The 23,922-nt window shown below is 59.8% G+C and carries 19 protein-coding genes and 1 pseudogene; 7 read left to right on the top strand and 13 right to left on the bottom strand.

The features are described from left to right. Positions 1-164: 164 nt before the first annotated feature. Complete coding sequence (locus E5J99_RS03995; protein WP_135496425.1) at positions 165-1,718, bottom strand: hypothetical protein; 1,554 nt, start codon at positions 1,716-1,718, stop codon at positions 165-167. Positions 1,719-2,123: 405 nt separating this feature from the next. Next, positions 2,124-2,237, bottom strand: a pseudogene (locus E5J99_RS03990) (transketolase family protein); the annotation flags it as partial. 94 nt (positions 2,238-2,331) lie between these two features. Here E5J99_RS03990 and E5J99_RS03985 point away from each other — a divergent pair. Beyond that, on the top strand, positions 2,332-4,158 hold the full coding sequence (locus tag E5J99_RS03985) for an eCIS core domain-containing protein (RefSeq protein ID WP_135496424.1): 1,827 nt from the start codon (positions 2,332-2,334) through the stop codon (positions 4,156-4,158). 187 nt (positions 4,159-4,345) lie between these two features. Here the strand turns inward: E5J99_RS03985 and E5J99_RS03980 are convergent, their stop codons facing one another. The 8 genes from E5J99_RS03980 to E5J99_RS03945 form a co-directional block, all read right to left on the bottom strand. After that, positions 4,346-5,305: a transketolase family protein gene (locus tag E5J99_RS03980; protein ID WP_135496423.1), complete on the bottom strand. Its 960-nt coding sequence runs from the start codon at positions 5,303-5,305 to the stop codon at positions 4,346-4,348. A 118-nt stretch (positions 5,306-5,423) separates the two neighbouring features. Beyond that, positions 5,424-5,723 carry a GIY-YIG nuclease family protein gene (locus E5J99_RS03975; RefSeq protein ID WP_135496422.1) on the bottom strand — a complete coding sequence of 100 codons (300 nt, stop codon included), beginning with the start codon at positions 5,721-5,723 and terminating at the stop codon, positions 5,424-5,426. Between the two features lie 80 nt (positions 5,724-5,803). Next, entirely contained in the window at positions 5,804-7,204 is a 1,401-nt protein-coding gene (locus E5J99_RS03970; RefSeq protein ID WP_135496421.1) for a vWA domain-containing protein, read from the bottom strand. Positions 7,205-7,306: 102 nt separating this feature from the next. After that, entirely contained in the window at positions 7,307-8,194 is an 888-nt protein-coding gene (locus tag E5J99_RS03965) for a transketolase (RefSeq protein WP_135496420.1), read from the bottom strand. 561 nt (positions 8,195-8,755) lie between these two features. Next, the gene (gene bcp, locus E5J99_RS03960) at positions 8,756-9,202 is read right to left on the bottom strand and encodes a thioredoxin-dependent thiol peroxidase (protein ID WP_135496419.1); all 447 of its coding nucleotides are present in this window, start codon (positions 9,200-9,202) and stop codon (positions 8,756-8,758) included. A gap of 7 nt (positions 9,203-9,209) precedes the next feature. Further along, positions 9,210-9,785, bottom strand: coding sequence for a lipocalin family protein (locus E5J99_RS03955; RefSeq protein ID WP_135496418.1), 576 nt, complete (start codon positions 9,783-9,785; stop codon positions 9,210-9,212). 195 nt (positions 9,786-9,980) lie between these two features. After that, positions 9,981-11,969: a M23 family metallopeptidase gene (locus E5J99_RS03950; protein WP_135496417.1), complete on the bottom strand. Its 1,989-nt coding sequence runs from the start codon at positions 11,967-11,969 to the stop codon at positions 9,981-9,983. Between the two features lie 6 nt (positions 11,970-11,975). Continuing rightward, complete coding sequence (locus E5J99_RS03945) at positions 11,976-12,590, bottom strand: fumarylacetoacetate hydrolase family protein (protein WP_135496416.1); 615 nt, start codon at positions 12,588-12,590, stop codon at positions 11,976-11,978. Positions 12,591-12,808: 218 nt separating this feature from the next. Here E5J99_RS03945 and E5J99_RS03940 point away from each other — a divergent pair, with 218 nt between their 5' ends. From E5J99_RS03940 to E5J99_RS03925, 5 genes are all read left to right on the top strand, one after another. Then, entirely contained in the window at positions 12,809-13,603 is a 795-nt protein-coding gene (locus E5J99_RS03940; RefSeq protein WP_135496415.1) for a M48 family metallopeptidase, read from the top strand. Between the two features lie 24 nt (positions 13,604-13,627). Then, positions 13,628-14,197, top strand: a complete 570-nt coding sequence (locus tag E5J99_RS03935; protein ID WP_135496414.1) for a hypothetical protein — start codon at positions 13,628-13,630, stop codon at positions 14,195-14,197. Next, complete coding sequence (locus E5J99_RS21140) at positions 14,194-14,337, top strand: hypothetical protein (RefSeq protein ID WP_167851970.1); 144 nt, start codon at positions 14,194-14,196, stop codon at positions 14,335-14,337. The genes E5J99_RS03935 and E5J99_RS21140 overlap by 4 nt, the downstream gene beginning before the upstream one ends. Positions 14,338-14,902: 565 nt before the next feature. Further along, positions 14,903-16,795 (top strand): DNA/RNA non-specific endonuclease, encoded by a 1,893-nt coding sequence (locus tag E5J99_RS03930; RefSeq protein WP_135496413.1) that lies wholly within the window; start codon positions 14,903-14,905, stop codon positions 16,793-16,795. A 195-nt stretch (positions 16,796-16,990) separates the two neighbouring features. After that, entirely contained in the window at positions 16,991-18,058 is a 1,068-nt protein-coding gene (locus E5J99_RS03925) for a M12 family metallopeptidase (RefSeq protein ID WP_135496412.1), read from the top strand. Between the two features lie 104 nt (positions 18,059-18,162). On the opposite strand, the gene E5J99_RS03920 is transcribed toward E5J99_RS03925, so the two are convergent. Continuing rightward, positions 18,163-18,861, bottom strand: coding sequence for an alpha/beta fold hydrolase (locus tag E5J99_RS03920; protein ID WP_135496411.1), 699 nt, complete (start codon positions 18,859-18,861; stop codon positions 18,163-18,165). A 258-nt stretch (positions 18,862-19,119) separates the two neighbouring features. After that, positions 19,120-20,505, bottom strand: a complete 1,386-nt coding sequence (locus E5J99_RS03915) for a UDP-N-acetylmuramate--L-alanine ligase (RefSeq protein WP_135496410.1) — start codon at positions 20,503-20,505, stop codon at positions 19,120-19,122. 290 nt (positions 20,506-20,795) lie between these two features. On the opposite strand from E5J99_RS03915, the gene dnaB reads away from it, so the two are divergent. Continuing rightward, positions 20,796-22,325 (top strand): replicative DNA helicase, encoded by a 1,530-nt coding sequence (gene dnaB / locus E5J99_RS03910; protein WP_245318707.1) that lies wholly within the window; start codon positions 20,796-20,798, stop codon positions 22,323-22,325. Between the two features lie 158 nt (positions 22,326-22,483). On the opposite strand, the gene E5J99_RS03905 is transcribed toward dnaB, so the two are convergent. Then, positions 22,484-23,740 carry a pyridoxal phosphate-dependent aminotransferase gene (locus E5J99_RS03905; RefSeq protein WP_135496409.1) on the bottom strand — a complete coding sequence of 419 codons (1,257 nt, stop codon included), beginning with the start codon at positions 23,738-23,740 and terminating at the stop codon, positions 22,484-22,486. Positions 23,741-23,922 lie beyond the last annotated feature (182 nt).

Genomic DNA, 23,922 nt, shown 5'->3' with positions numbered 1-23,922 from the left:
ATTCGGTGATACGGCGGGACGCAAAATGCAAAGCCCCCGCAGCTACTCAGCTGCGGGGGCTTTTTCGGGGTGATACGGAGAGTTTACCTCACTTGGCGGGCCCGCGGCTGGGCGACGCTGTTGCCCAGGGCGCCGTTCATCCGGGGCTCCCAGGGCCGGTAGCGTTAGTTTTTACTGATGCGGAAACTGTTCTTCAGCTCGGGCCCGGTTTGCACCACGTATATACCCTGCGGGAGCGCGGCCACGGACACCGCCGAGCCTTCGCCCTGCAGCAGCACCCGGCCTAGCAGGTCACTAATCTGGAACTTGGAGGCGACGCGCAGATACAACAAGTCACTGACTGGGTTGGGATACGCCACGGGCGCTTGTGCTGCGGCTTTCTCCGTGCTCAGTACCTGGCAACCCTGCTGCACGGCAGCGTTGCTGTTGCATCCAGTAGCATTTAGGCTGAAATAGGCAAGCTCGCCCCGGCTTAAGTAGCTGCAAATCCAGGGCACGGAGCAGGTCGCCAGGGCCGTATTTCCTTCTACTCGCAGGGTGGTGAGGGGCGCGTAGCTCGAATAGGCAAACGCGCTGGCAATGGAGGTCAGCAGCGGGTTGCCGGATACGGTGATGAAGCGCGGGGCCGTGGGGCTGCTAAAGCCGGTGATTCGCTGCAACTGGGCGTTGTTGTCGACTTGCACCGTGCCGGTGAACTGGGAGTTGCCAAAGCCCGCCACCGACTCCAGAGCCGGGTTTCCGCTAACGCCTACATTCAGGCCTTTGCTGCTGGCAAAGCCGGGAATTTCTTTCAGCCCGTTATTGGTGTGAATGGAGAGGGACTGCACGTTCAAGCCTCTAAAGCCTGTGATAGAAGTAAGCCGGGCGTTGGTGTTAATATTAACGATGCCGGTCCCACCGAGCACTAGGCCGCCGTTAAAGCCCGAAAGGGTCGTCATGGCCGTATTGCCACCAATGTAGAGGCCGGTTAGCGAACGTAGGTTGTTGAAGCCAGCAAGCTCCTTGAGCGCGGGATTCGTGCCGATTGTTAAGTTCCCTGCGGTTGCCAAGGAGGTCAATCCGGTGAGTTGCTCCAGCGAGGGGTTGTCGGATATTGCTACCACGGGTTCCGGCAGTTGGGTAGGCGGCACAGTAGGAATGCCCTGAACGGTGACCAAGTTGTTCAGGCCGGTGATAGTGCGCAGCTTGGGACATTGAGTTATGGACAGCGCGCCCGTTCTGCTCAGGGCGTTCAGGCCGGTCACGTTGCCCAGCTCCGAGTTTTGGGAGATGGTTACCGATCTGGCACTCTGCAGCTGTGCGAAGCCCGCTATATTCGTCAGCGAGGTATTATTTATTATAATCAAATCCTGCCCGATACTTCTCAGACTGCTGAAGCCTCCGACCCCTACGCTGCCGAGCGAAGTAGCGTTTTGGATATACAAGCCGCCCCCAATGGTGTTGATGTTGGCCAGGCCCTGAATAGTCGGTAGGTCATTCATGACAAGGGAAACGGCTCCTGCCACCTCTGTAATGAAAGCCAAGGGGCTCAGGTCGTAGATGCCGTCGATTGATACATTCCTGATGCCCCCGTATACAGACAGGTTTTGTATGGTTACGCAGCCAGCCTGCGCGATGGCATCTACTTGGGTCTGGGTAGTTAAGTTAAGGTTGCAGGCCTGGGCCCTGGCTTTATGCGCAAAGGCGAACAGGCAGAGGACGAGTAGGAGTTGCTTCACTGGGAATACGGAAAAAAGCGGGGAGAAAAAGCCCGGTTCTGGTGCGAAGAAGCAAGAGAGACGGGTGGGGTATAAAGTATAGCGGGCAGGGACAAAACCGCCGCTCAAAAATACTTTCTTTCCTGCGGCAATTGAATACCCACTTCTGGGTATTTTGGGGTTTAACGCAACCGATACAGCTACTGGTTGACCATCAGCCCGCAGGCATTAGCCAACACCAAAACGGCCCCGGCTGCAATGCGCAACCGGGGCCGTTTTGGTGTAGAACATCGGGCAAACATAAGTTTGCTAAAAACCGTCTGTCATGCTGAGCTTGCCGAAGCATCTCGCGTGCCATGGTAATTAAATAGCATTGCACGCGAGATGCTTCGGCAGGCTCAGCATGGCGTTCTGGTTGCTGTTACCCTACTTCGCCTTGCGGGCCAGCACTTTCTCGACGGCGGCTACGATATCGTTTTCCATCAGGCCGTATTTTTCCATGAGCTGGTCGGGGGTGCCGCTTTCGCCGAAGGAGTCGTTGCCGAGTATTGGATAGTCGGACCTGAATTTTGATATTGCGTCCAGCACCAAGTGGCAGTAGCGGGTACTATCTCGCCGACTAACATCCCGCCGTATGCACGCTCATGACGAGAGTAACCAGGAAAACAAGCAACCGAATTTGCTCCCGGCCGCTACGGCCCCGGGCAGCCGGCACAGCCCATCGTTCGTGGATAACCGGCCCGAGGCAGCGGCGCAGCGCCACCTGCACGGAGCCATAAACGACAGCCCGCGGGTGCAGCAGCAGCAGACCCGGCAAGCGGCCATTGATACCATTCCTCGCCAAGCCCAAGTGGCGCAACGGCAAGCCATAGCGGGCAAGGCTGCTACGGAGCAGCCGGGGCCGAAAAAAGCAAACCAAACGGGGTTGCCGGATCAGCTGAAAGCGGGCGTGGAAAGCCTGGCCGGCCATTCCCTGGATGATGTGCGGGTGCATTACAACTCCGACAAGCCGGCCCGGCTGCAGGCCCATGCCTATGCCCAGGGTACCGACATTCACCTGGCCCCCGGGCAGGAGCAGCACCTGCCGCATGAAGCCTGGCACGTGGTGCAGCAGAAGCAAGGGCGGGTGCAGCCGACCCGGCAGCTGAAAGGCAAAGTGAGCGTGAATGATGACGCGGGGCTGGAGCAGGAAGCGGATGTGATGGGAGCAAAGGCCTTGCAGCTGGCCGGACGAAAGCTGTCCGGGCCGGCAGTGGTAGGGGCTTCGACGGAATCAGGAGGCGCGCAGCGCGCTCAGCAGGCACCCCTTCCGGCTGGCCGGGCCAGCGTGGTTGCCCAAATGGTGTGGAACGTGGCCGAGACTACGCGGCAGAAAAGCGAGCTTGACGCCGGAAATTTCTTTCCTGGTGGGGCAAACGGCTCCGCGCTACACCACATTATCAGCCGTGATAGTATGAAGAAACTAAGTCGGGCGCTGGCTTTGGCACAGGAGAATGACGTAGCGGAGGCCGTTGCGTTCTGGCAGACGGCCCGCGGAGCCATGAACCAGGCGACACGCGTACAGTCGAATGGCCTGCGGGCGAAGATGCTGGAAAATATGCCGCTCAACCTGTCCTACGGCCCCAATAATCCCTTGAATGATCCAGGCAGTGGCTTTGACCCCGATACGGTGCCAGCGGCTGAGGGAGAGGAGGGAGAAAGAGAACTCGCCCCCGTTTCGGCCCAGCTGGTCATCATCAATGATATCATCCAGAATAACCCGGTAGAAGTGCTGGGGAGCGAGGAGAGCGGGGACTTATGGACGCAGGCCAATACGGCGCTGCAAGCCGCCATTGTGGCGCACGACAATGCCGGGCAGCTCAACGCGCCGGAAATGGAGCAATGGTTGGATAACGAGGATGGCCGCTTTTTTCGGAAAGGCCTATACAAGTATGCCGATGGAGCTGCCGGAGCCGATAAATTTCAGCACACCCCTATTCCTGCCCTGGCCGGCATTGGCATGCGCGCCCCCGATGCGGCCATTGATGAAGCACTCGATGAGGAAACAGAGGATGAGTTTGCCACCTGGTCCTACGCTACAACCGCTAATCTCACTCACTTCCTGGCCCGGCACACGTACGAGTATTTCACCTTCGCTGATGAGGATATCAAGCTGGTTAATACCTTCTGGCCAGAGGGAACCACGGTGGAGAACATAATCGAATATGCCACAACCGCTCTGCTGTACGGGGATTCTTACGTCACTGACTTACACGAAAATAAAGATGAGGATGAGGATTTACCGGAGTTCATTGGCATAAAAAACACCCGTGTGCCGGGTGTTCCAACCCCGGTTTATCTGATGTTCGGCGTCGAAGACAAGGGCGCAAACGTGTACGAAATTGATTTAAGAACCCTGGCCCCGGATGGTAATGTGGATGCCTATACGGCGGCATCGCTAGAGCAAATCCGGGATGGATAAGACCCGCCGGTGGTGGGATAGTCGGGAAGCCAGGCTGCCGGCTTGCACCGGCCGGGCACGCCACCACGCCCGAGGTGCCAGGTGATAGCAAAGATTAATCGGGGAGCCGGAAGACGGCAGGAAAACGCACAGAACGGCCCCGCTTGCGTTAACGCAGGCGGGGCCGTTTCCATCAATAGCCTAAAAACTACTTCGCCTTGCGGGTCAGCACTTTCTCGACGGCGGCTACGATGTCGTTTTCCATCAGGCCGTATTTTTCCATGAGCTGGTCGGGGGTGCCACTTTCGCCGAAGGAGTCGTTCACGGCCACCATTTCCAGGGGCAGAGGCTCTTCGCGGGCCAGCAGCTGGGCGATGCTGTCGCCGAGGCCGCCGTTCATCTGGTGCTCCTCCGCCGAGACCACGCAGCCCGTCTTGCGCACCGAAGCCAGGATGGCCTGGGCGTCGAGGGGCTTGATGGTGTGGATGTTGATGATTTCGGCGTTGATGCCTTTGGCCGCCAGCAGGTGGCCGGCTAGAATGGCTTTCCAGACCAGGTGGCCGGTGGCGAAGATGCTCACGTCGGCGCCTTCGTTCAGCAGCACCGCTTTGCCGATTTCGAACTTCTGGTCGGCGGGGGTGAAGTTGGGCACCACCGGGCGGCCGAAGCGCAGGTACACGGGGCCTTCGTAGTCGGCAATGGCCAGGGTGGCGGCCTTGGTCTGGTTGAAGTCGCAGGGATTGATGACCGTCATGTGGGGCAGCATTTTCATCATGCCCAGGTCTTCCAGAATCTGGTGGGTGGCCCCGTCTTCGCCCAGCGTCACGCCGGCGTGGCTGGCGCAGATCTTCACGTTCTTGCCCGAGTAGGCAATGCTCTGCCGGATCTGGTCGTAGACGCGGCCGGTGCTGAAGTTGGCGAAGGTGCCGGTGAAGGGAATCTTGCCGCCGATGGTGAGGCCGGCCGCAATGCCCATCATGTTGGCCTCGGCAATACCCACCTGGAAAAACCGCTCGGGGAAGTCCTTCTTAAAGGCGTCCATCTTGAGCGAGCCGGTGAGGTCGGCGGTGAGGGCTACCACGTTGGGGTTGGTTTTGCCCAGCTCGTGCAAGGCCACGCCAAAGCCGGAGCGGGTGTCTTTTGATTCGGTGTAGGGGAAATCTTTCATTCTGTATGGGAAGGGAAAGTTTGTGTTCTTGTTAGTTGTCGTTATGTATCCTGTCATCCTGAGCAAAGCGAAGGACCTTCCTCACCTAAGTGACAAAGCCCGTTCACTGCGAAGAAGCTCACCGCTCCGCGTAATTCAGCGCCAGCCACTGCGGGTTCTTCACTGCAATCAGCGCATTCTTCTTCACCCGCATCCAGCCTTTTATTTCCTTCTCGCGGGCAATAGCACCGTCGATATGCTCGAAAGGCTCGACGTACACGAGGTTGTAGCAAAAATAGCGGCCGGCAAAGGTGCCAGGGTTGCCCCGGTTGTCGAAATGCTCCTGGATGCGCCGCCGAACGTCATTTGTCACGCCGGTGTAGACCGAAGTCCTGGCCGGGTTGGTGACGATGTAGACGTAGTGGCAGTGAGCAAACATGTAGAGCGTTGGTATCAGGTTTGGTGGGTTAGGGGAGGAGGGTCCTTCGCAAGTTCAGGATGACAGACTAGGAAAAAGTATCATTTGCCAAACATGCTCACCGAGCTGGTCTGGCCGCTGCGAATGGTGAAGGTGCGCACGTCGGTGAACTGGCTGCCGGTGGCCGTGGCGGTGCGGAACACCAGGCGGTAGGCACCCGGCTGAATCGGCAGGTTGACTTTGCTGCTGCCTTCGGGTAGCGTATACACCCAGGTCTGCGACTCGTCGTTGTTCAGGCGGTAGATGCTGCCGTAGCCTTTCAGGTCCGTCACGATGTTGAGCGTGCCGGGCGCGTCGTAGGTCACGGCCGTTTCCTGGCCCTGCCGGATGCTGACGCGGCGCGTGGTGCGGGGCAGCGTGAGCAGCTCCACCTCGTAGGTGCCGGCCAGCAGCTTTTGCCTGGTGCCAAAGGGTAGGCTGACTACCGTGGCGGGGCTGCCCGCGGCCCGCACCACCGCCTGCACCGTGCCATAAGGATTGGGCGCGATTTTGGGCGGTTGCAGCACCAGCGTACCCTGCGGAACTTTGAACGTCAGCACGTTGGCTTTGCCGGGCCGGATGGCCAGGTTCTGCTGCCGCACTGGCGGCACCGTGTTGATGACCAAGTCGTAGCTCTGCAAAGCGTCGATGTCGAGCACATCGGACTTGCCCTGCGCATCGCGGAAATGGACGTAGTTGTACTCCGGCGTTTCCGTGACGTTGTTGACGAAGGTCAGGTTCACGTTGCTTTCCACGCCTTTGCCGGCCTCATCGGTCAGATTCACGCTGACGGTCGTCTTGGTCAGGGTTTGGGTAATGACGTTGTCGAGCACCCGGCGAAAGGTTTTTGCACTGGCGGCGTTGTAATACTGGCCCAGGCAGTCGAGTTGGCGGCCAAAGTCCTTTTCAGCCCCTAAGCCAATGACGAAGGGCTTCAAAAACACGTGCCGCCGCTGCAAGGCCACCGAAGCAGCGCAGGGGTCGCCTTTGCACGACTCTAGCCCGTCGGTAATCAGAATCAGCACGTTGCGCGAGGCCTTATCGGTGGGGAAGTCGTTGGCCGACTGCTGCAGCGAATAAGTAATGGGCGTGTTGCCGCGCGCTTCCAGGGTTTTGAGCCGGTCTTTGATAGCCTTGGCGTTTTTGGGCGCAAAGGGCACTTCCAGCCGCGAGTCCTCGCAGTTGTTCTCGTCGTCGTCGTGCAGGTGGCCGTAAACGCGCAGGGCCAGTTCCAGGTTGGGGTAGGCATTGAGCGAATCCACCATCTTGGCCAGCAGATCTTTGGCTACGGTCCAGCGCGGGGTGCCTTCCAGCGGGGCCAGCATCGAGCCCGAGGCGTCGAGCACGAACAGGATGCGCGTAACCTTGGGCTTCTCCGGCGGCACGTTCTGGGCGTGGCTATCCGAAGCAGGCCACGCGGCCAGCACCAGAAACCAGCACAGAAGAACAGCTAAGCGGTGCATACGTGAGGCCTCACCGCCCGGCCCCTTCTCCCGAAGAGGGAAGGAGCCGGACGATTGTTAGCGTAGAGCGAAAGGAGCTTTCAAACAGCGGCAAGCAAGGCCTTAGTAGTCGCTGGCCTGCTCTACCAACAGCTGCTGGAGCGCCTTCTCCAACTGCTCGTCGTTTGGCGCTACGCCGTGCCATTTGTGCGAGCCCATCATGTAGTCCACGCCGAAACCCATTTGGGTATCCATCAGAATCATGGTGGGCTGGCCCTGGCCGCTAAGCTTACCGGCTTCTTCCAGGGTCGGCACGAGCTGGTCGAAGTCGTTGCCGTTGGTTTCGAGCACGCGCCAGCCGAAGGCTTCAAACTTGGCGCGCAGGCTGCCCAGGTTCATGATTTCGTCGGTGGAACCGTCGATCTGCTGGCCGTTGCGGTCCACGATGGCAATCAGGTTATCGACTTTCTGGTGGGGGGCATACATGGCTGCTTCCCACACCTGGCCTTCCTCCAGCTCGCCGTCGCCCATGAGCACGTACACGAGGCTGGCGTCGCCGTTCAGCTTTTTGGCCTGCGCCGCGCCGATGGCCACGCTCATGCCCTGGCCCAACGAGCCGGAGGCAATGCGAATACCGGGCAGGTGCTCGTGGGTAGCGGGGTGGCCCTGCAGCCGCGAGTTGAGCTTGCGGAAAGTAGCCAGCTCACTCACCGGGAAGTAGCCCGAGCGGGCCAGCACCGAGTAGAAAACCGGGGAAATATGGCCGTTGGACAAGAAAAAAAGGTCTTCGCCTTCGCCGTTCATGTTGAAGCTGGGGTCGTGCTTCATGATGCGGAAGTAGAGCGACACCAGCAAATCGGTGCAGCCCAGGGAGCCGCCGGGGTGGCCCGAATTCACGGCGTGCACCATGCGCACGATGTCGCGGCGCACCTGGGATGCAATCTGCTTCAGCTCGGCTACGCTTTTTTGCTGCGCGGCGACCGGGGAAGTGAGGGTATTTTCCTGGGACATGGAAATAAGAAGGAGGTTGAGCGGGCAAAGGTAACGGTCTTGGCGAAGGGACCCAGCCGGAAAATGCCGGGAGTTTATCGGAGCCGATACCGTTGGGTAAGAGTAAGGCTGGGGTTGAAGTAGAAGAAAGAATGAAGCTGTTTAGGAAGTAGGCTTATTCCTGAATAAAGCGAAACGAAAAAGAACGTCATGCTTCATCTGGCGTCCGCTTGTCGAAGCATCTCTACCGGTTTACTACTGCGGTAGAGATGCTTCGACAAGCGGACGCCAGATCAAGCATGACGTTCGGCAGCCTTTCTAAACAGCTTCAATGTCATTCCGAGCTGGCCGGGGAATCTCGCGGGCTGACGTTGTTGGCAAACGAATGCCCTGTCTAACACTCTGCTTGAGGCGCAGAATGTCCTGCATGACGGGCGACAAGCAACACAAAGCCCTTTACCACCATGCGGTAAAGGGCTTTGTGACAGTGGCCGAAGCTGCAGTAGGGTAGGTGAGAAAGGTCCTTCGCTTTGCTTCGCGCCGCTCAGGATGACAGGCGACTACTTGCTATGACAGAGCAAGCTACAGCAGCTGGGCGGCGTGGTTCTTGGTGTCGACCTTCTCGATGATTTTCTCGATGATGCCCTGCTCGTCAATCAGGAAGGTGTGGCGCATCGTGCCCATGTACTTGCGGCCGTACATAGATTTTTCCTGCCACACGCCGTAAGCTTCCACTATTTTCTTGTCGGTGTCGACCAGCAGCGGGAAGGGCAGCTCGTACTTGAGGGCAAACTTCTGATGCGACTTTGCATCGTCGATGCTCACGCCGATAACCTGCACGTTGTTGGCGGTTAGCTCCTGCTGATGGTCGCGCAGGTTGCAGGCCTGCGCCGTGCAGCCGGACGTATCGTCTTTGGGGTAGAAGTAGAGCGCGACTTTTTTTCCGCGCAAGTCCTGGAGGCGGATGAGGTTGCCATCCTGGTCGAGGGCTTCGAAATCGGGGGCGGGCGTACCGGCGGTGAGGGCCATAGGGGAGTTAGGGTTTGTCGGCAACGGGTTGGGGCGTAAAAATCAGGTTTTCCGTCGGAAAACCCAACGAATGGGCCAGGCCCACGAGCCGGTCGCGCACGGGCCGCTCCAGGTGGGGCGTGCGGCAGAGCAGCCACAGGTTCTTACGGCTCGGCTCGCCTACCAAGGCGTAGCGGTATTCGGGGTCGTGGTGCAGAATCCAGTAGTCGCCCTCGAAGGGCCAGAAAAAGCTGACCCGCAGCTTGGCGTTGGTAGCGGTATCGACGACGCGGGCGGTACCCTGGGCCGTTTCCAGCGGGCCGTTCAGGTCGTCTTTGTGGCAGGTATTCAGCACGCTCACTTTGCCGTTGGGCAGCAGCCGGTAGCGGGCTGTCACATGCTCACAGCCTTTCTCGAAGCGGGTGGGCAGCCGGGCTATTTCGTACCACAAGCCCATGTAGCGGTGCACATCGACGTGGGGCGAAACGGGCAGCGGCGCATACAGCTGCCGCCGCATGTAGGCATAGGCCGCCACGCCGGTAGCCACGGTAGCCACGGCGGCCCCCAGAATGATTGGTCGGCGGGAGGTAGGTTGATGTGCCATAGTAGTGCGGGAAGAAAGGGTAAGCAGCGCGAACTGGAACGTTCGGTTGGCGGAGGACTACGATAGTATGACGGGCATTCTGTGGGGTGAGCTAGCCAAATTACACTACCGCTTCTTCCTGTACGGGCGGAGCCAGACCACGGCAGGTTTAGTATGAAAAAAGGCGAACCATCCGGCCCGCCTTTTTTCTTCTTGCTACAGGTTCAACGTCAGAATTTTCTCGTTGCCGGCCTGGTCGGTGATGCGGAGCGTGGCCGGCCCGCGCAGGGCCGGGCCGATGGTGTCGTTGGACTCGGTGAATAAAGTGGCGTTCTTGTATTCGTAGCGCAGCAGCCGGAAGCGCCCGCCAATCAGCAGCGTGTAGCTGTTCAGCCCCGAGAGGTTGTCGCCCACCTGAAAGGTGAGGCCGCCGGGGCCACGGCGCGTCAGGCGGGCCGTGGGCGGAATGGTATCGGCCAGAATTTTAAATGAGCCGAACAACTTGATGGGCAGCGTAATCTGGTTGCCGTCCCACTTGCCGCCCTGGTAAATGCGGCCCCCCCGGGCATTGACCATATACACCGCCGAGCGGGTTTTGTCGGCCACTTCTCCGTCCGGCTTTAGGGTGAGGCGCAGGGGTAGCAGCAGCGGAATCCGCTGGTTGTGCACCGTCCAGACGCCTTCCTTGTAGCTGGTTTGCAGATAGAGCGTGTCGAACAAGGTGCGCGGCGCAAAGGCCAGATTCATGTTGCTGGTCGCGAAGCCCTGCTCCACGCCGGCCGGAATGGCCGCCGGCCGGTCGAAGCGCTTGGCGATGCCGCCGAAGCGGATGGAGTCGGGCAGGCCGGCGCGCAGGTCGTAGAGGTACACGTTTTCGCTCTGGGCCGTGTAGCTGGGTTTCAGCGCCAGTCGCTTGCTGCCTTTATACAGCACCACGTTGCCGGCCTGGGCGGCCGTGTCGGGGTCGGGCGTGATGATCCTGAGAATGTTGCGCGTGATGTCGTAGCGCAATGCCGCCCGGCGCACGGCGGCGCTACGCGTTTTGTAGTACGCCGGCTGCTCGCCGCGCAGCACAAACTGCAGCGGCGTGGTGTTACCGTACGAGTCGCTCATGCGCACGTCTACCGAGTAGAGCTTGCCGGCTTCTACCCGCAGCTTGCCCTTGTTGGGCCCGGTGGTGTAGACCGACAGCGTACTGCCATCGTCCACGAACAGCTTTTCCAGGGTGCGGCCGTTGGTTTTCTGCCACTCGTAGTCAATATGGTCCGAAATCTGGCGGGTTTCGGCCAGGGGCACGCCGTCCATGGAATAGGTGTAGAGCGGCTGCCCGTTCACCTTGACTTCTACCCGCTGCAGCCCGTTCTTGTTCCAGGCGTTGTCGTAGCGGTCGAAGCCCTGGAGCAGCAGCCCCACGGTGCCGTAGCAGCTGATGGTATCGGGCCAGACCAGCGTGGTGCCGGCCGCCGGGGGGGCTTTGGGCACGAAGGTGGCCTTCTCGAAGCGCTTCTGCACCCGGGCATCGATGCTGAGCGGCTCCACGGCAAAGGCCTGAAGCTGGGGCGGCACATGGTCCTGAATTTCGGCGTACTGGCCCCACTGCAGCGGGTTGAGCTGCGTGTCCTGGGCGTCGCGCACTTCCCAGTGCAGGTGCGGGCCCGCCGAGCCGCCCGTGTTGCCCGATAAGGCCACTACCTCGCCGCGCTTCACCGGAAACTGGTCTTTCGGGAAAAACAGCTCCAGCTCGTAGGTCTGCTTTTCGTACTGCTGCCGCCGCAGAAAATCGGCTACGGGACCCAGAAACCGGTTCAGGTGGCCGTACACCGTGGTCATGCCATTCGGGTGAGTGATATAAAGCACGTTGCCGTAGCCGAAAGCCGACTGCTTCATGCGCGAAATATAGCCCTCGGCCGAGGCATAGACCGGCAGATCGGTGCGGCCGTCGGTCTTGATGTCGAGGCCGCCGTGGAAATGGTTGGGCCGGATTTCCCCCATGCTGGCCGCCAGAAAGTTGGGCTTGCCGGGCTTGATGGGAAACAGAAAGTAGCCCGGTGCCACCGCAGGACGGGCCGTGGGGTCGTTCTGGGCGGTGGGTTTCGGCAAGGAGTCGGGCTCCTGGCCAGCCATGGGCGCGGGGCGCAGGCTCATGGTGGTGAGCAGCGTGAGCAGCAGGAGGGAGGTTTTTCCCCGGAAAGACGTATGCAGCACTCGATTCTATTTTACCGACAGTTCCAACACCTTCTCATCCTCCAGGTAGCCCGTCAGCTGGTCGCCAATCTTGACCGGGCCGACGCCACTGGGCGTGCCGGTGAAGATTAAGTCCCCCATTTTCAGGGTGATAAAGCGCGAGATATAGGCAATCTGGGCCGCGAAAGTGTGCAGCATCATGCCCGAGTTGCCGCGCTGCTTCACTTCGCCATTCACCTCCAGGTGGAAGTTGATGTTGGCCAGGTCAGCAAACTCGGCGACTGGTTTGAAGGTCGGCGACAGGGGGGCCGAGCCGTCGAAGCCCTTGGCCAGGTCCCAGGGCAGACCTTTGCTTTTGGCCTTGCTTTGCAGGTCGCGGGCCGTAAAGTCGATGCCCAGGCCGATGGCGTCGAAGTACGTGTGGGCAAACTTGGGGTCGATGTTTTTGCCGTTTTTGCTCACGCGCAGCACCAGCTCAATCTCGTGGTGGATGTCGGTGGAAAAATCGGGGTAGAAGAAGGGCATGCCGCGCTGCAGGAGCGCCGTTTCGGGCTTGGTAAAAATAACCGGCTCGTCGGGCGTCTCGTTGTTGAGCTCAGCAATATGCTCGGCGTAGTTACGGCCTATGCAAAGTATTTTCATGACGGGAAGGCAAGGGAAGAAAAGGGAGTTGGCCAAAAATAGCGCTAATTCGCGGCCCGGAAAATCAAAATGCCGCCTACGTAAGCCCACGCGTCGCGGTTGGACGATTGTCCGCCAAACATTTTACCCGTTGCCCGTCGTATAGCAGCTTATTCGTCAGCTGTTGAGGTTAACAACCTGTCTTACCGCTTCAACACCTCATTCTACCCGCCCCACCCATGCTAAAGAAGCTTCTGCTGGCCAGCTGCCTAGTTGCCACGGCCGCCTGCTCCACCGTTCCCATCACGGGCCGCCGCCAGCTAAGCCTGGTTTCCGACGCTGAAATCAATGCGCTGGCCGTGCAGCAGTACCAGGAAGTGCTGAAAACCAGCCGGGTTTCCGCCGATGCGGCCCAAACCGCCACCGTGCGGCGCGTGGGCCAGCGCATTCAGCAGGCCGTCGAAACCTATTTCCGCAGCCAGAACCAGCAGGACCAGCTGGCCGGCTACGCCTGGGAGTTCAACGTGCTGGACGACAAGCAGGAAAACGCCTGGTGCATGCCCGGCGGCAAAGTGGCCGTCTACACCGGTATTCTTCCCATTACGCAGGATGAAAACGGCCTGGCCGTCGTAATGGCGCACGAAATTGCCCACGCCGTGGCGAAGCACGGCAGCGAGCGAATGAGTCAGGGTCTGCTGCAGCAGGCTGGTGGCCAGGCGCTGTCGGCGGCCCTCTCGACCCGGCCCGAAGCCACCCAGCAGCTGGCGTTGCAGGCGTTCGGCGTAGGCTCGTCGGTGGGCCTGCTCAAGTACGGCCGCAACCAGGAAACCGAAGCCGACCATCTGGGCCTGATTTTTATGGCCATGGCCGGCTACAACCCCGATGGCGCCATTGCGTTCTGGCAGCGCATGGATGCCCGCGGGGGCCAGGCCTCGCCCCCCGAATTTCTTTCGACCCACCCTTCCAACGGCACGCGTATCGCAGATATTCAGCGTGAGCTGCCCACCGCCCGTACGTATTACAAAGCCCGCTAACTGTAGGGCCATGGCCCCCCTCTAATGAAGTTTTCCTCCCGTTCTATTGTGTGTGTACTGCTGGCGGCCGGTTCGCTGCTCGGCTCCTTGTCATCCTGCGAAACCAGCAAGCGCGGCTTCCCGGAAATGAGCTCTCCCTCCAACGACCCCGACGAAGCCAACCGCCGCAAGCTCGAAGCCACCAGCACCCAGCTAGCCCGCATCAACGAAGGAAAAGTGGAGTACATTATGCCCCGCGCCCAGCTGGCTACTGCTTTCATCCGGGAGTTCAACGACGGCACGGTGGTCGATAAAACCATGATCCGGAAAGTGCAGGAAGGAGCCAAGGATAAGCCCATCTACTACCTGGTGGGGCTGGGCCTGCGCAACGGCATGTTCCGCTCCATGGCCATTCCGCTTATTACTTCCTCCGACCAAAGCCTGTATCTGAACTCCAACTCCGAGCGCTACACCATCACCAGCGTCGGCTGCTCGTTCTGCTATTTCTCCTTCGAGAAAAACCGGATTACCGGTACTACCTGCGGCGACGACAGCGGCGGCAGCCGTTGCGACCTGGTCGTAGAAAATACCAACACCCTCTTCCGCCGCCGATGAACCGCACCTGGCTGCTGCGCCTTGGGCTAACGGCACTGGCGCTACTGGTCACCACCGACCGCCGCCGCCGCCGGCCCACACCGCCGCCGGAGCCCCCGAAACCGGATGAGAATGAAAAGAAAGGCCCGTTACGCACGTAACGGGCCTTTTTGCTGCTCCATCCTTCAGCTTAAGACCGGTTTGCTTTTGTGGTAAAGGGAAATATTATTTCGCTGTTTGTATAAACATTATGGTTTTTATTTGCACTTATATTGAATAAAATATATATTGTTTCCCTGATCTGCTGGCTGGCGCGCCCCTGCCACGCACCCCTCCCCACACCTATTGCCTCGAAGCATCGAACACCCCGCCGCGCCGCCGGGGTGGTGGATCTTGGCAGCGTATTGCCAAGTTGAGACGACTACCTCGTAACGGTCAACCAATCCTTTAGACACATTCAGCGCCTGGCCGGTGAGCCACTGAGCTCCCGCTGTCGGGCCCCGACACGCCCCAGCGTACCGTAGTTTTTTCGGGTAATTCCTGCCGTTGAGCGCTGGTAGCACGTGCGTCTGCCTGGCCCACTCAGGGCCTGTAGCTGGCTCTACACCTTTCTGCTGTAACAACTCCGACTGCCTCGGCTGCGCCTGCATGCCCTGGGAGTACTCTAGGGCTGCCGCAATTCATGCTGCAGTATCGCCGCTGTACACCTTTTACTTCTTCCATATTATGGCAACAACGAATGGCAAGTCGCAAGACAACAAGGCAACGCAAGAGGAAGCCTTCATGGAAGAGCTGAAAACCTTCGTGCGAAATCGGGGTGCGGATTTCCTCACTAACCCCAACATTACTTCGGTCGGCATTGGCTACAAAGAGAAGGACGGGCAAACGACCGGTGCCGTGTCGATTCAGTTTACGGTGGCGCAAAAGGCCAGCCCCGAAAGCGTCAGAGAAGATTTGCACAATGAGCTTATTCCCGAATTCTTCGTCATCGACGGGAAGCAGGTGCCTACCGACGTTATCGAGCGCAGCTACCAGACGGCGTACCGCCGGGTGCCCGTTGCCGTTGCCAACGCCCGCAAGCAGCGCGTGAACCCGATAGTGCCCGGGGTGAGCGTGAGCAATTACCACGGTTCGGCGGGCACTATCGGGTGCATCGTCTACGATCAGCACAGCGGCGCGCCTTACATCCTGAGCAACTGGCACGTGCTGCACGGCCCTAAGGGCCAAATAGGTGACGATGTGGTGCAGCCCGGGCCGTACGACGACAACCGCGTGGAGCAAAACCGCGTGGGCAAACTCGTGCGCTCCCACCTGGGGGCGGCCGGCGACTGCGCCGTGGCCTCTATCGAGGGCCGCGACTTTCAGGCCGATATTCTCGATCTGAACGTTGGCATCGACGAAATCGGGGAGCCGGAGCTGGGCGACAAAGTCATCAAGAGCGGGCGCACAACGGGCGTCACGCACGGAATGGTCACGCGGGTGCACACCATTGCGCGCATCGACTACGGCGGCCGCATCGGCGACCAGGCCATCGGGTGCTTCGAAATAGGGCCTGATGCCAACCATTTGCCCGCCGACGGCGAAGTAAGCAAAGGCGGCGACTCGGGCTCGGTGTGGATGTTTAAGGCCGATAACGGCCGCACTACGCGCATCATGGCTGGGCTGCATTTCGCGGGCGAAAGCGCCGGCGACCCCAACGAGCGGGCGCTGTCGTGCTACGCCCGGTCGGTGTTTGAGAAAATGGAAGTCGTGCTCAGCGCCCCGGTGGTGCAGCCGCAAACCATCGAGGAAACCCTGGCCCGGGGCTACGAAACCACGTTTCTGAGTGTGGCGGTGCCCGAGCCTACGCTCACGGTAGCAGGCCGCAAAAATGCCGTGGGGGCCGCCACTACTACGGAGGTGGTGCGCCACACGCACTTCTCGGTGGTGATGCATGCCGAGCGGCGCTTCGCCATGTGGGTAGCCTGGAATATCGATGGCGGGCAGATGCGCAAAATTAACCGCAAGGGCATTCCCTTCGTGCTCGACCCCGCAGTAGACCCCAAATACCAGGTGACCGACAAACTCTACGCCGGCAACCGCCTCGACCGGGGCCACCTGGCCCGGCGCGCCGACCTGTGCTGGGGCAGCGCGGCCGAAGCGCAGCAGGCCAACCACGAATCGTTCTACTTCACCAACATCACGCCCCAGATTGAGAACTTCAACCAAAGCTCCCAGGGTGGCATCTGGGGCAAGCTGGAAGATGCCATATTCGAGCAGGTAGACGTGCAAAATCTGCGCGTGAGCGTGTTCGGCGGGCCCATCTTTCATGCGGAAGACCGCGCCTATCGTGGAGTGCAGATCCCCCGGGAATTTTATAAAGTGCTGGTGTACGTGGAAGGCACCAAGCTTCGGGCGCGGGCTTTTATGCTGACCCAAAATCTGGATGGCCTCGAAGCCCTCGATTTGGAGCAGTTTCGCGTGTACCAGGTCACGCTGAGTGAGGTGGAGGCCCGGTGCGAATTCCGCTTCCCCGAGGTGCTCAAAGCCGGTGATGGCTTTGCCAAGCACTTGGCCCGAACTCCTGAAGCTGCCACGCTACGCCCCTATCTCGTCACGCTCGACGACGTGGTGTGGTAACGATATCTCTTTCTTAGAGGCTATCCGAACAGGAAAAAAAGAACGTCATGCTGAGCTTGTCGAAGCATCTCTACTGCTTCGTCAGGGACTGTTTACGAAGCGGTAGAGATGCTTCGACAAGCTCAGCATGACGGGATAGGTTCTTAGTCGCTCAGGCTGCTCCGGCAGCATTTTCACGCTTAACCAACCAACGCCATGAAAAAAGAAGCTAGTAATGAAAAGAGGTATCAGGATGCGCTCCAGACCATTATAGACATAGCCAGAGGGGTGAGCCCCGAGGAAACCACGGCCACCGGCCACGACTCGGATGCGCATGACAGCGGGGCCGACGAGAACGGGCCGGTGGCCGTGGGCTGCTCCGTCAAACAGCTGCCGCAACGCCTGTGGCAGGTAGCCGCCGACACGGCCTCCACCATCAATCCGGTGAATGCCCCGGTAGCGGCGGCCATGGCCGAGCTGGCTCTGCTGGTGTCCGATCCCCTGTCGCTCACGCTGCTGACCAGCAAATACTGGGGCCCCACGCCCCGGCGGCTCACGGTGAGCTTTATGGAGCGGCAGCCGGTTGCGCTACGCACCCGCATTCTGAGCCACATGAATGCCTGGACCAAAACGAGTTGCGTGTCTTTCGTCGAAACGGCTACCAACGGCCATATCCGCATCTCTACCGGCCCCGGCGGCTATTGGTCGTACTTGGGCACCGATGTGCTGCAGATTCCTAAAAGCCGGCCTACGATGAATCTGCAGCGGTTTTCCATGAACACTTCGGAAGCCGAGTTCCGGCGGGTAGTACGCCACGAAACCGGCCACACGCTGGGGTTTCCGCACGAGCACATGCGCAAAGAGCTGGTGGCCCGCATCGACCGCCAGAAGGCGTACGAGTACTTTATGCGTACCCAGGGCTGGGACCCGCGCACCGTCGATCAGCAGGTATTAACGCCGCTGAATGACGCCACCATTATGGGCACGCCGCCCGACCAAACCTCCATTATGTGCTACCCGCTGCCCGGCTCTATCACCCGCGACGGGCAACCCATCCTGGGCGGCCCCGATATCAATGCGACGGACTACGCTTTTGCAGGGCGCGTGTACCCCAAGCCAGGCCGGGGCAGCTCCCTGTCAGCTATGAGCTTCTCCTCCGAGGAGTGGAATACCGACGAGGACGTACCGCCCGGGCAAATAGAAGCTGACGTCCGCGAAACAACAATGTATGCCGATTCAGCGGAGCTAGTGCAGGATTTCGATTCTAACGGCTCGCACAATTAGCCTATCGTATCCTCCGACCTGTCCCTCACGGCTCCCGTTGGCCGTGGGGGACAATTTTGTCTGCTAAACCAGCAGGACAAACTCGGTATTTTATAATCCTACTGCTAGGCGGCGCTTTCAATAAAGCGGATAATTCTGCGGGCTAGCTCATCCGGATTGACCCGCTCCAGAGGGTGGGGCGTATTCATGAGGACCTCAAAGGTGGCGTGCGGTACGTATGCAGCGTGCAGGGAAGAGGCATCCACGTCGGCCGTTTTATCTAGCTCCCCCACCAGCACCTGCACCGGAATACGGATGGTGGCCAGCTTTTCTGGCGTTAATGGGGGCTGCTCGCCTAGGTGGAGCATCAGGTGGCGTGTGGCATCCAGCACGGCCGTCCACTCGGTGGGGGCGTGGGTGTGGGCTAGCTGCTGCACAAACTGTGGTACTTTCTCCAGCAGCTTGGCCGCGTCCAGCAGCCTGGTTTCGGCGGCAGCCGTTGCCGGCGACCAGTCGAATTTGGTGCCTAGGGTGGTAATGGTTGTAATCGGGCCCGGTGCTTCCGCCGCCGCCAGCAGCGCCGCGTAGCCGCCCATGCTGTAGCCGAATACGTGCAGGGTCGCCAGCGCTTTCTCCCGGATAAACGCCCGCACTTCCTGGGCAAACCCCGCCATGTTGAACTCCGCCGGTTTCAGCGCCCGGCCACCGTGGCCGCTGAAAGTAAGCGTGTGGACCTCGTAAAGCGGCGACAAGTCGCGGGCCAGGGACTGAAGCTGCTTGCCGGAAGCCAGGGCCCCGTGTAGCAGCAGCACGTGTTGTTTCATGTGGTCGGAGTTGTCGGAAAAAGGATAGACTGGCCCAAAGCCCTGCCGCGCAACTAAAGAAGCTGTTTAGGCAGTTGGCATAAGCAATTCAGAATGTCATGCTTCGACAAGCTCAGCATAACCGTTTCAGCATAACCGTTTGAAAACTTCCCAAACAGCTTCAAAAGCAGGGGACGGCCACTACACCACCCGGCTCTCGCCTACTCTGCGAGAGACGTTACGCGTACAGCTGTGACCTTACTGCAGCCGGCGGCCGTGTTAGCCTGTTACCTCGGCCGCTATGTGCGTCAGGTCCAGCCCGTCAAACGTGCCCGACGACATCATCAGCAGATTACTGTCGGCCCACTGCTGCTGGCGCAGGAAGTCGGCCAGGGCCTTGCTGTCGGTGAAGACCCGCAGATCGGGGCGCTGGAAAGCGGCCTGCACGGCCTCGGGCGGCAGGGCGGGCAGGCGCTTATGCTCCAGCACCTGCGGGTTGAAATACACCACCGCCACATCGGGCGCGTCGAAGGTGTGGGCGTACTGGGGCAGGAAAGCCGGGTTGAGCGAGCTGAACGTGTGCAGCTCGAGGCAGGCCACCAGCCGCCGCTTGGGAAACTGCTTTTTGAAGGCCGTGGCCGTGGCCTTGAGCTTGGAAGGAGCGTGGGCAAAATCCTTGTACACTACCGACGAAGGGCCTTCGCGCACCAGCTCCAGGCGGCGGGCGGCTCCCTTGAATGTTGCCAGCGCTTCGTAAAAGTCCTTGCCCTTGATGCCCAGCTGCTTGCAGACTTCTTTGGCCGCCGAGATATTGCGCAGGTTATGGTCGCCAAACACCTGAATCGGCACTTCTTCGTCCTTCTTGGTAATGAGTATCGTTTTGCCCTGGCGCACTTTATTGTCGTGCGGCCCATAGCCGATGTACTTCACCTCGTGGCTGGTAGGCACCGTCACGAGCTGCACCTGCTCGTCGTCGCGGTCGTAGATGAGCACCCCGGCTTTGGGCGTCATCTCGGCAAAAATGCGGAACTGCTCCCGGTACTCTTCCTCGGTCGGAAACACGTTGATATGGTCCCAGCTGATGCCCGAAATTACCCCAATGTGGTGCTGATAGAGGTGAAACTTGGGCCGGCGGTCGAGGGGCGAGGCGAGGTATTCGTCGCCTTCGATGATGATGATGGGCGCATCTTCCGAGAGCTGCACCATCAGGTCGAAGCCTTCGAGCTGGGCCCCCACGGCGTAGTCGAACGTGCGGCCATGGAAGCGCAACACGTGCAGAATCAGGGAGGTGATGCTGGTTTTGCCGTGCGAGCCGCCAATGACCACCCGCTGCTTGTTTTTCGAGGCTTCGTAGATAAACTCGGGAAAGGAATACACGCGCAGCCCCAGCTCCTGGGCCCGCAGCAGCTCGGGGTTGTCGGCGCGGGCGTGCATGCCCACAATCACGGCGTCCAGCTCGGCCGTTACTTTCTCCGGAAACCAGCCTTCCTGCGCCGGCAGCAGGCCGGCGGCGGCCAGGCGGCTTTTGGCCGGCTCAAATATTTCGTCGTCGGAGCCCGTGACCTGGGCACCACGGCGGTGCAGGGCCAGGGCCAGATTGTGCATGATGCTGCCACCGGTGGCAATGAGGTGCAGACGCTGGAGGGAAACGGGCGTTGGGGCCATTCAATAAAACTAAATCAGAGCGGATAGGCTTTAGAGCCGGGTGGCAAAGGTACTAAACCGCTGCCGTTGTATCGGGGCCTGATTGCCGGAATGACCCTACGGCTCCCGACAAGATACCGAAAAGAAAGCAGGGCGGCACACCACATATTCTGGGGTGCAGCCGTTAGCTTTGTGCCCCCTTTTGGGTTAGATTTGCTAAGTACACGATGGATGACCGGATGGATGACCGCCTAAAACAATCTGCCTCGCGGGCCAAAGCCGCCTGGAACAGCCGCCCTCCGCAGCTGACCATGGGCACGCCTTCGGGTAAGCTGCCGCCCCAGGCCCGGGAGCTGGAAGCGGCGGTGTTAGGTGCCTTGATGCTGGAAAAGGATGCCCTGACCACGGTTATCGACATTCTGAAGCCCGAGAGTTTTTACGACGAGAAAAACCGCCGCATCTTCAAGGCCATCCTGAACCTGTTCGACAAGTCGGAGCCAATTGACATCCTGACCGTGACGCACGAGCTGCGCGAAATGGGGGAACTGGAAGCCGGGGGCGGGGCGCACTACGTGGCCAACCTGACGTTTAAAGTCAACTCGGCGGCCAACATCGAGTACCACGCCCGCATCATCACCGAAAACGCCATTAAGCGGGAGCTGATAAACATTGCCAGCACCATTCACCGCGACGCTTTCGAGGATACGACCGACGTATTCAACCTGCTCGATAGCACGGAGCAGGCGCTGTTCGAAGTTTCGGAATCCAACATCCGTAAGAACTTCGACGACATGCGCAGCCTGATGGGCAAGGCCATCAAGGAGCTGGAAGAAAAGAAAAATCAGAAGGACGGACTCACTGGCGTGCCCTCGGGCTTCTCGGCCCTGGACCGCGTCACCAGCGGCTGGCAACCGTCTGACCTAGTGATTATTGCCGCTCGGCCAGGCATGGGCAAAACTGCTTTCGTGGTGTCGGCGATGCGCAACGCGGCCGTTGACCACAAGCGGCCAGTAGCCATTTTCTCGCTCGAAATGTCGTCGATTCAGCTCGTGAATCGTCTGATTTCGGCGGAAGCAGAGCTGGATTCGGAGAAAATTAAGAAAGGCAACCTGGCCGACTACGAGTGGGCCCAGCTCAACCATAAGATTTCGGCCTTGTCGTCGGCCCCGATTTACATCGACGATACGCCCGCGCTGAGCATTCGGGAGCTGCGCACCAAGTGCCGCCGCCTCAAGGCCCACCACGATATCCAGATGATTATCATCGACTACCTGCAGCTGATGACGGGAAACTCGGATGGGGGCAAGGGAGCCGGTAACCGAGAGCAGGAAATTGCCTCGATTTCGCGGGCCCTGAAGGGTATTGCCAAGGAGCTGAATGTGCCGGTGCTGGCCCTGTCGCAGCTTTCGCGCTCGGTAGAAACCCGGGGCGGCGACAAAAAGCCCCAGCTGAGTGACCTGCGTGAATCGGGCTCCATTGAGCAGGACGCCGATATGGTGGTGTTTTTGTACCGGCCGGAGTATTACAAAATCACGGAGGACGAAATGGGCAACCCCACCCAGGGTACCGGCGAAGTTATCATCGCCAAGCACCGGAACGGCTCCCTGGAAACCGTGCAGCTTAAGTTTATCGGCAAATTCACCAAGTTTGCCGACCTCGACGGCGGCGGCTTCGGTATGGACGCCGAGTATAATACCGGCGCTTTCCCGGCCAGCACCTTCGACGAGCAAACCGGCTTCACACCCAACACGATTCGGCTGGGCAGCAAGATCAATGAGGGTGGCCCCGGCCCGGTGCCTTTCCCAAAAAGCAACTTCGGCAACGACGACCCGCCGTTTTAACCTGCCAGTAAAGCTGTTTAGGAAGTCTGTCGAACGTCATGCTTGATCTGGCGTCCGACAGACTTCCTGAACAGCTGCAGTCACAACAAAGGCCTCCCGCACTGCTGCGGGAGGCCTTTGTTGTGACTGATTTTTCTGACTCTGCCTCGTTTCGGTAGCTATTTCAGCCCGTCCAAGGCCTCTTTCAGGCGGGGCAAGGCGGCTTCTATGCTTTCCAAGGAAGCCCCGCCCACCGACATGCGGAACCAAGTGGAGGTTTCGTCGGTGCCGAATGCGCCGAAGGGTACGATGGCCAACCGGGCCCGCGAAATGAGGTAGAAGGTGATATCCTTGTTGGTGGCCAGCAACTGACCCTCGGGCGTAGTTTTGCCGATGGCATCGATGCGGGCGGTGAGGTAGATAGCGCCCTGGGGCACCACGGCATCCACGGGGTAGCCCTGCTTTTTCAGGTCCTGCAGGCCGTTGTAGAGCGCGTCGAGACTGTGCTGCACTTTCACTTTGAAGCCGGTCAGGAACTCATCCACGGCGCTGCCTTGCTGCAGATACTGGGCGGTAGCCACCTGCTCGGCTTTGGGGGCCCAAGCCCCCACGTGGCCCAGAATGGACTTCATCTTGTCGATGACAGCGCTGGGACCAAAGGCGTAGCCCACGCGCACGCCGGTGGCGGCAAAGCACTTGGAAATACCGTCGATGTAGATGACGTAGTCGCGCAGCTCGGGCCGCAGGTTGACCGGGTCGTAGTGCTGGGTTTGGCCGAAGGTCAGCATCCAGTAAATCTGGTCGTACATGATGTACAGCGGCTTTTCGTCGGCGGCGCGGGTTTTGTTCTCGGCAATAACCAGGTCGCAGATGGCCGCCAGATCTTCCCGGGAGAAGACGGTGCCGGTCGGGTTCAGCGGCGAGCATAAGGCCAGCAGCGTCGCGCCTTTCAGGTAAGGCGCTACCTCGGCGGCGGTGGGCATGAAGTTGTTCGCCACCGTAGTTTCCACCATAATCGGCTCGGCCCCGGAGAGGTGGCAATAGTGGTTATTATTCCAGCTAGGCACCGGAAACACCACTTTGTCGCCGGGGTCGATGAGGGCCAGGTAGGTGGCGTAGATGAGCGGCCGGGAGCCGCCGGCCACCAGAATATCGTTGGGCGAGTAGGTAAGGCCCAGGCGCTCGGTGGTGAAGGCCGCTACGGCGTTGCGCAGGTCGGCCATGCCGTTGGCGGGCGGGTAGTTGGTGTTGCCGGCCTGGTAGGCGGCGGAAATCTCCGCTTCCAGCTCGGCCGGAATCGGGAAGATCTTCGGGTCGAAGTCGCCGATGGTGAGGTTGCAGATTTCCTCGCCCCGGCGAATCATCTCGTTGACCTCATTCCCGATTTTGATAATCTCGGAGCCAATCAGGCTACCCGCCATTCTGGATACTTGCATAGGACGCGTCGGTTTTTGCCCAAATATATGCCGGGAATCCGGTCAGGCGCGGTCGGCTAAGCGAATAGACAGCGTGCCCATCGGAAAGAGTACAGCCTGGCAGCAAACCGGCCGTTCCAATAGAATTGGAACGGCCGGTTTGGAACGTTGGCGAAGGCAGCGCTTCAGCTGAATAGTGCCAG

Origin of the sequence: Hymenobacter elongatus, from assembly GCF_004745955.1 — a bacterium.
Classification (GTDB): Bacteria; Bacteroidota; Bacteroidia; order Cytophagales; family Hymenobacteraceae; genus Hymenobacter; species Hymenobacter elongatus.
This window is presented reverse-complemented; position numbering and strand designations above follow the sequence as displayed.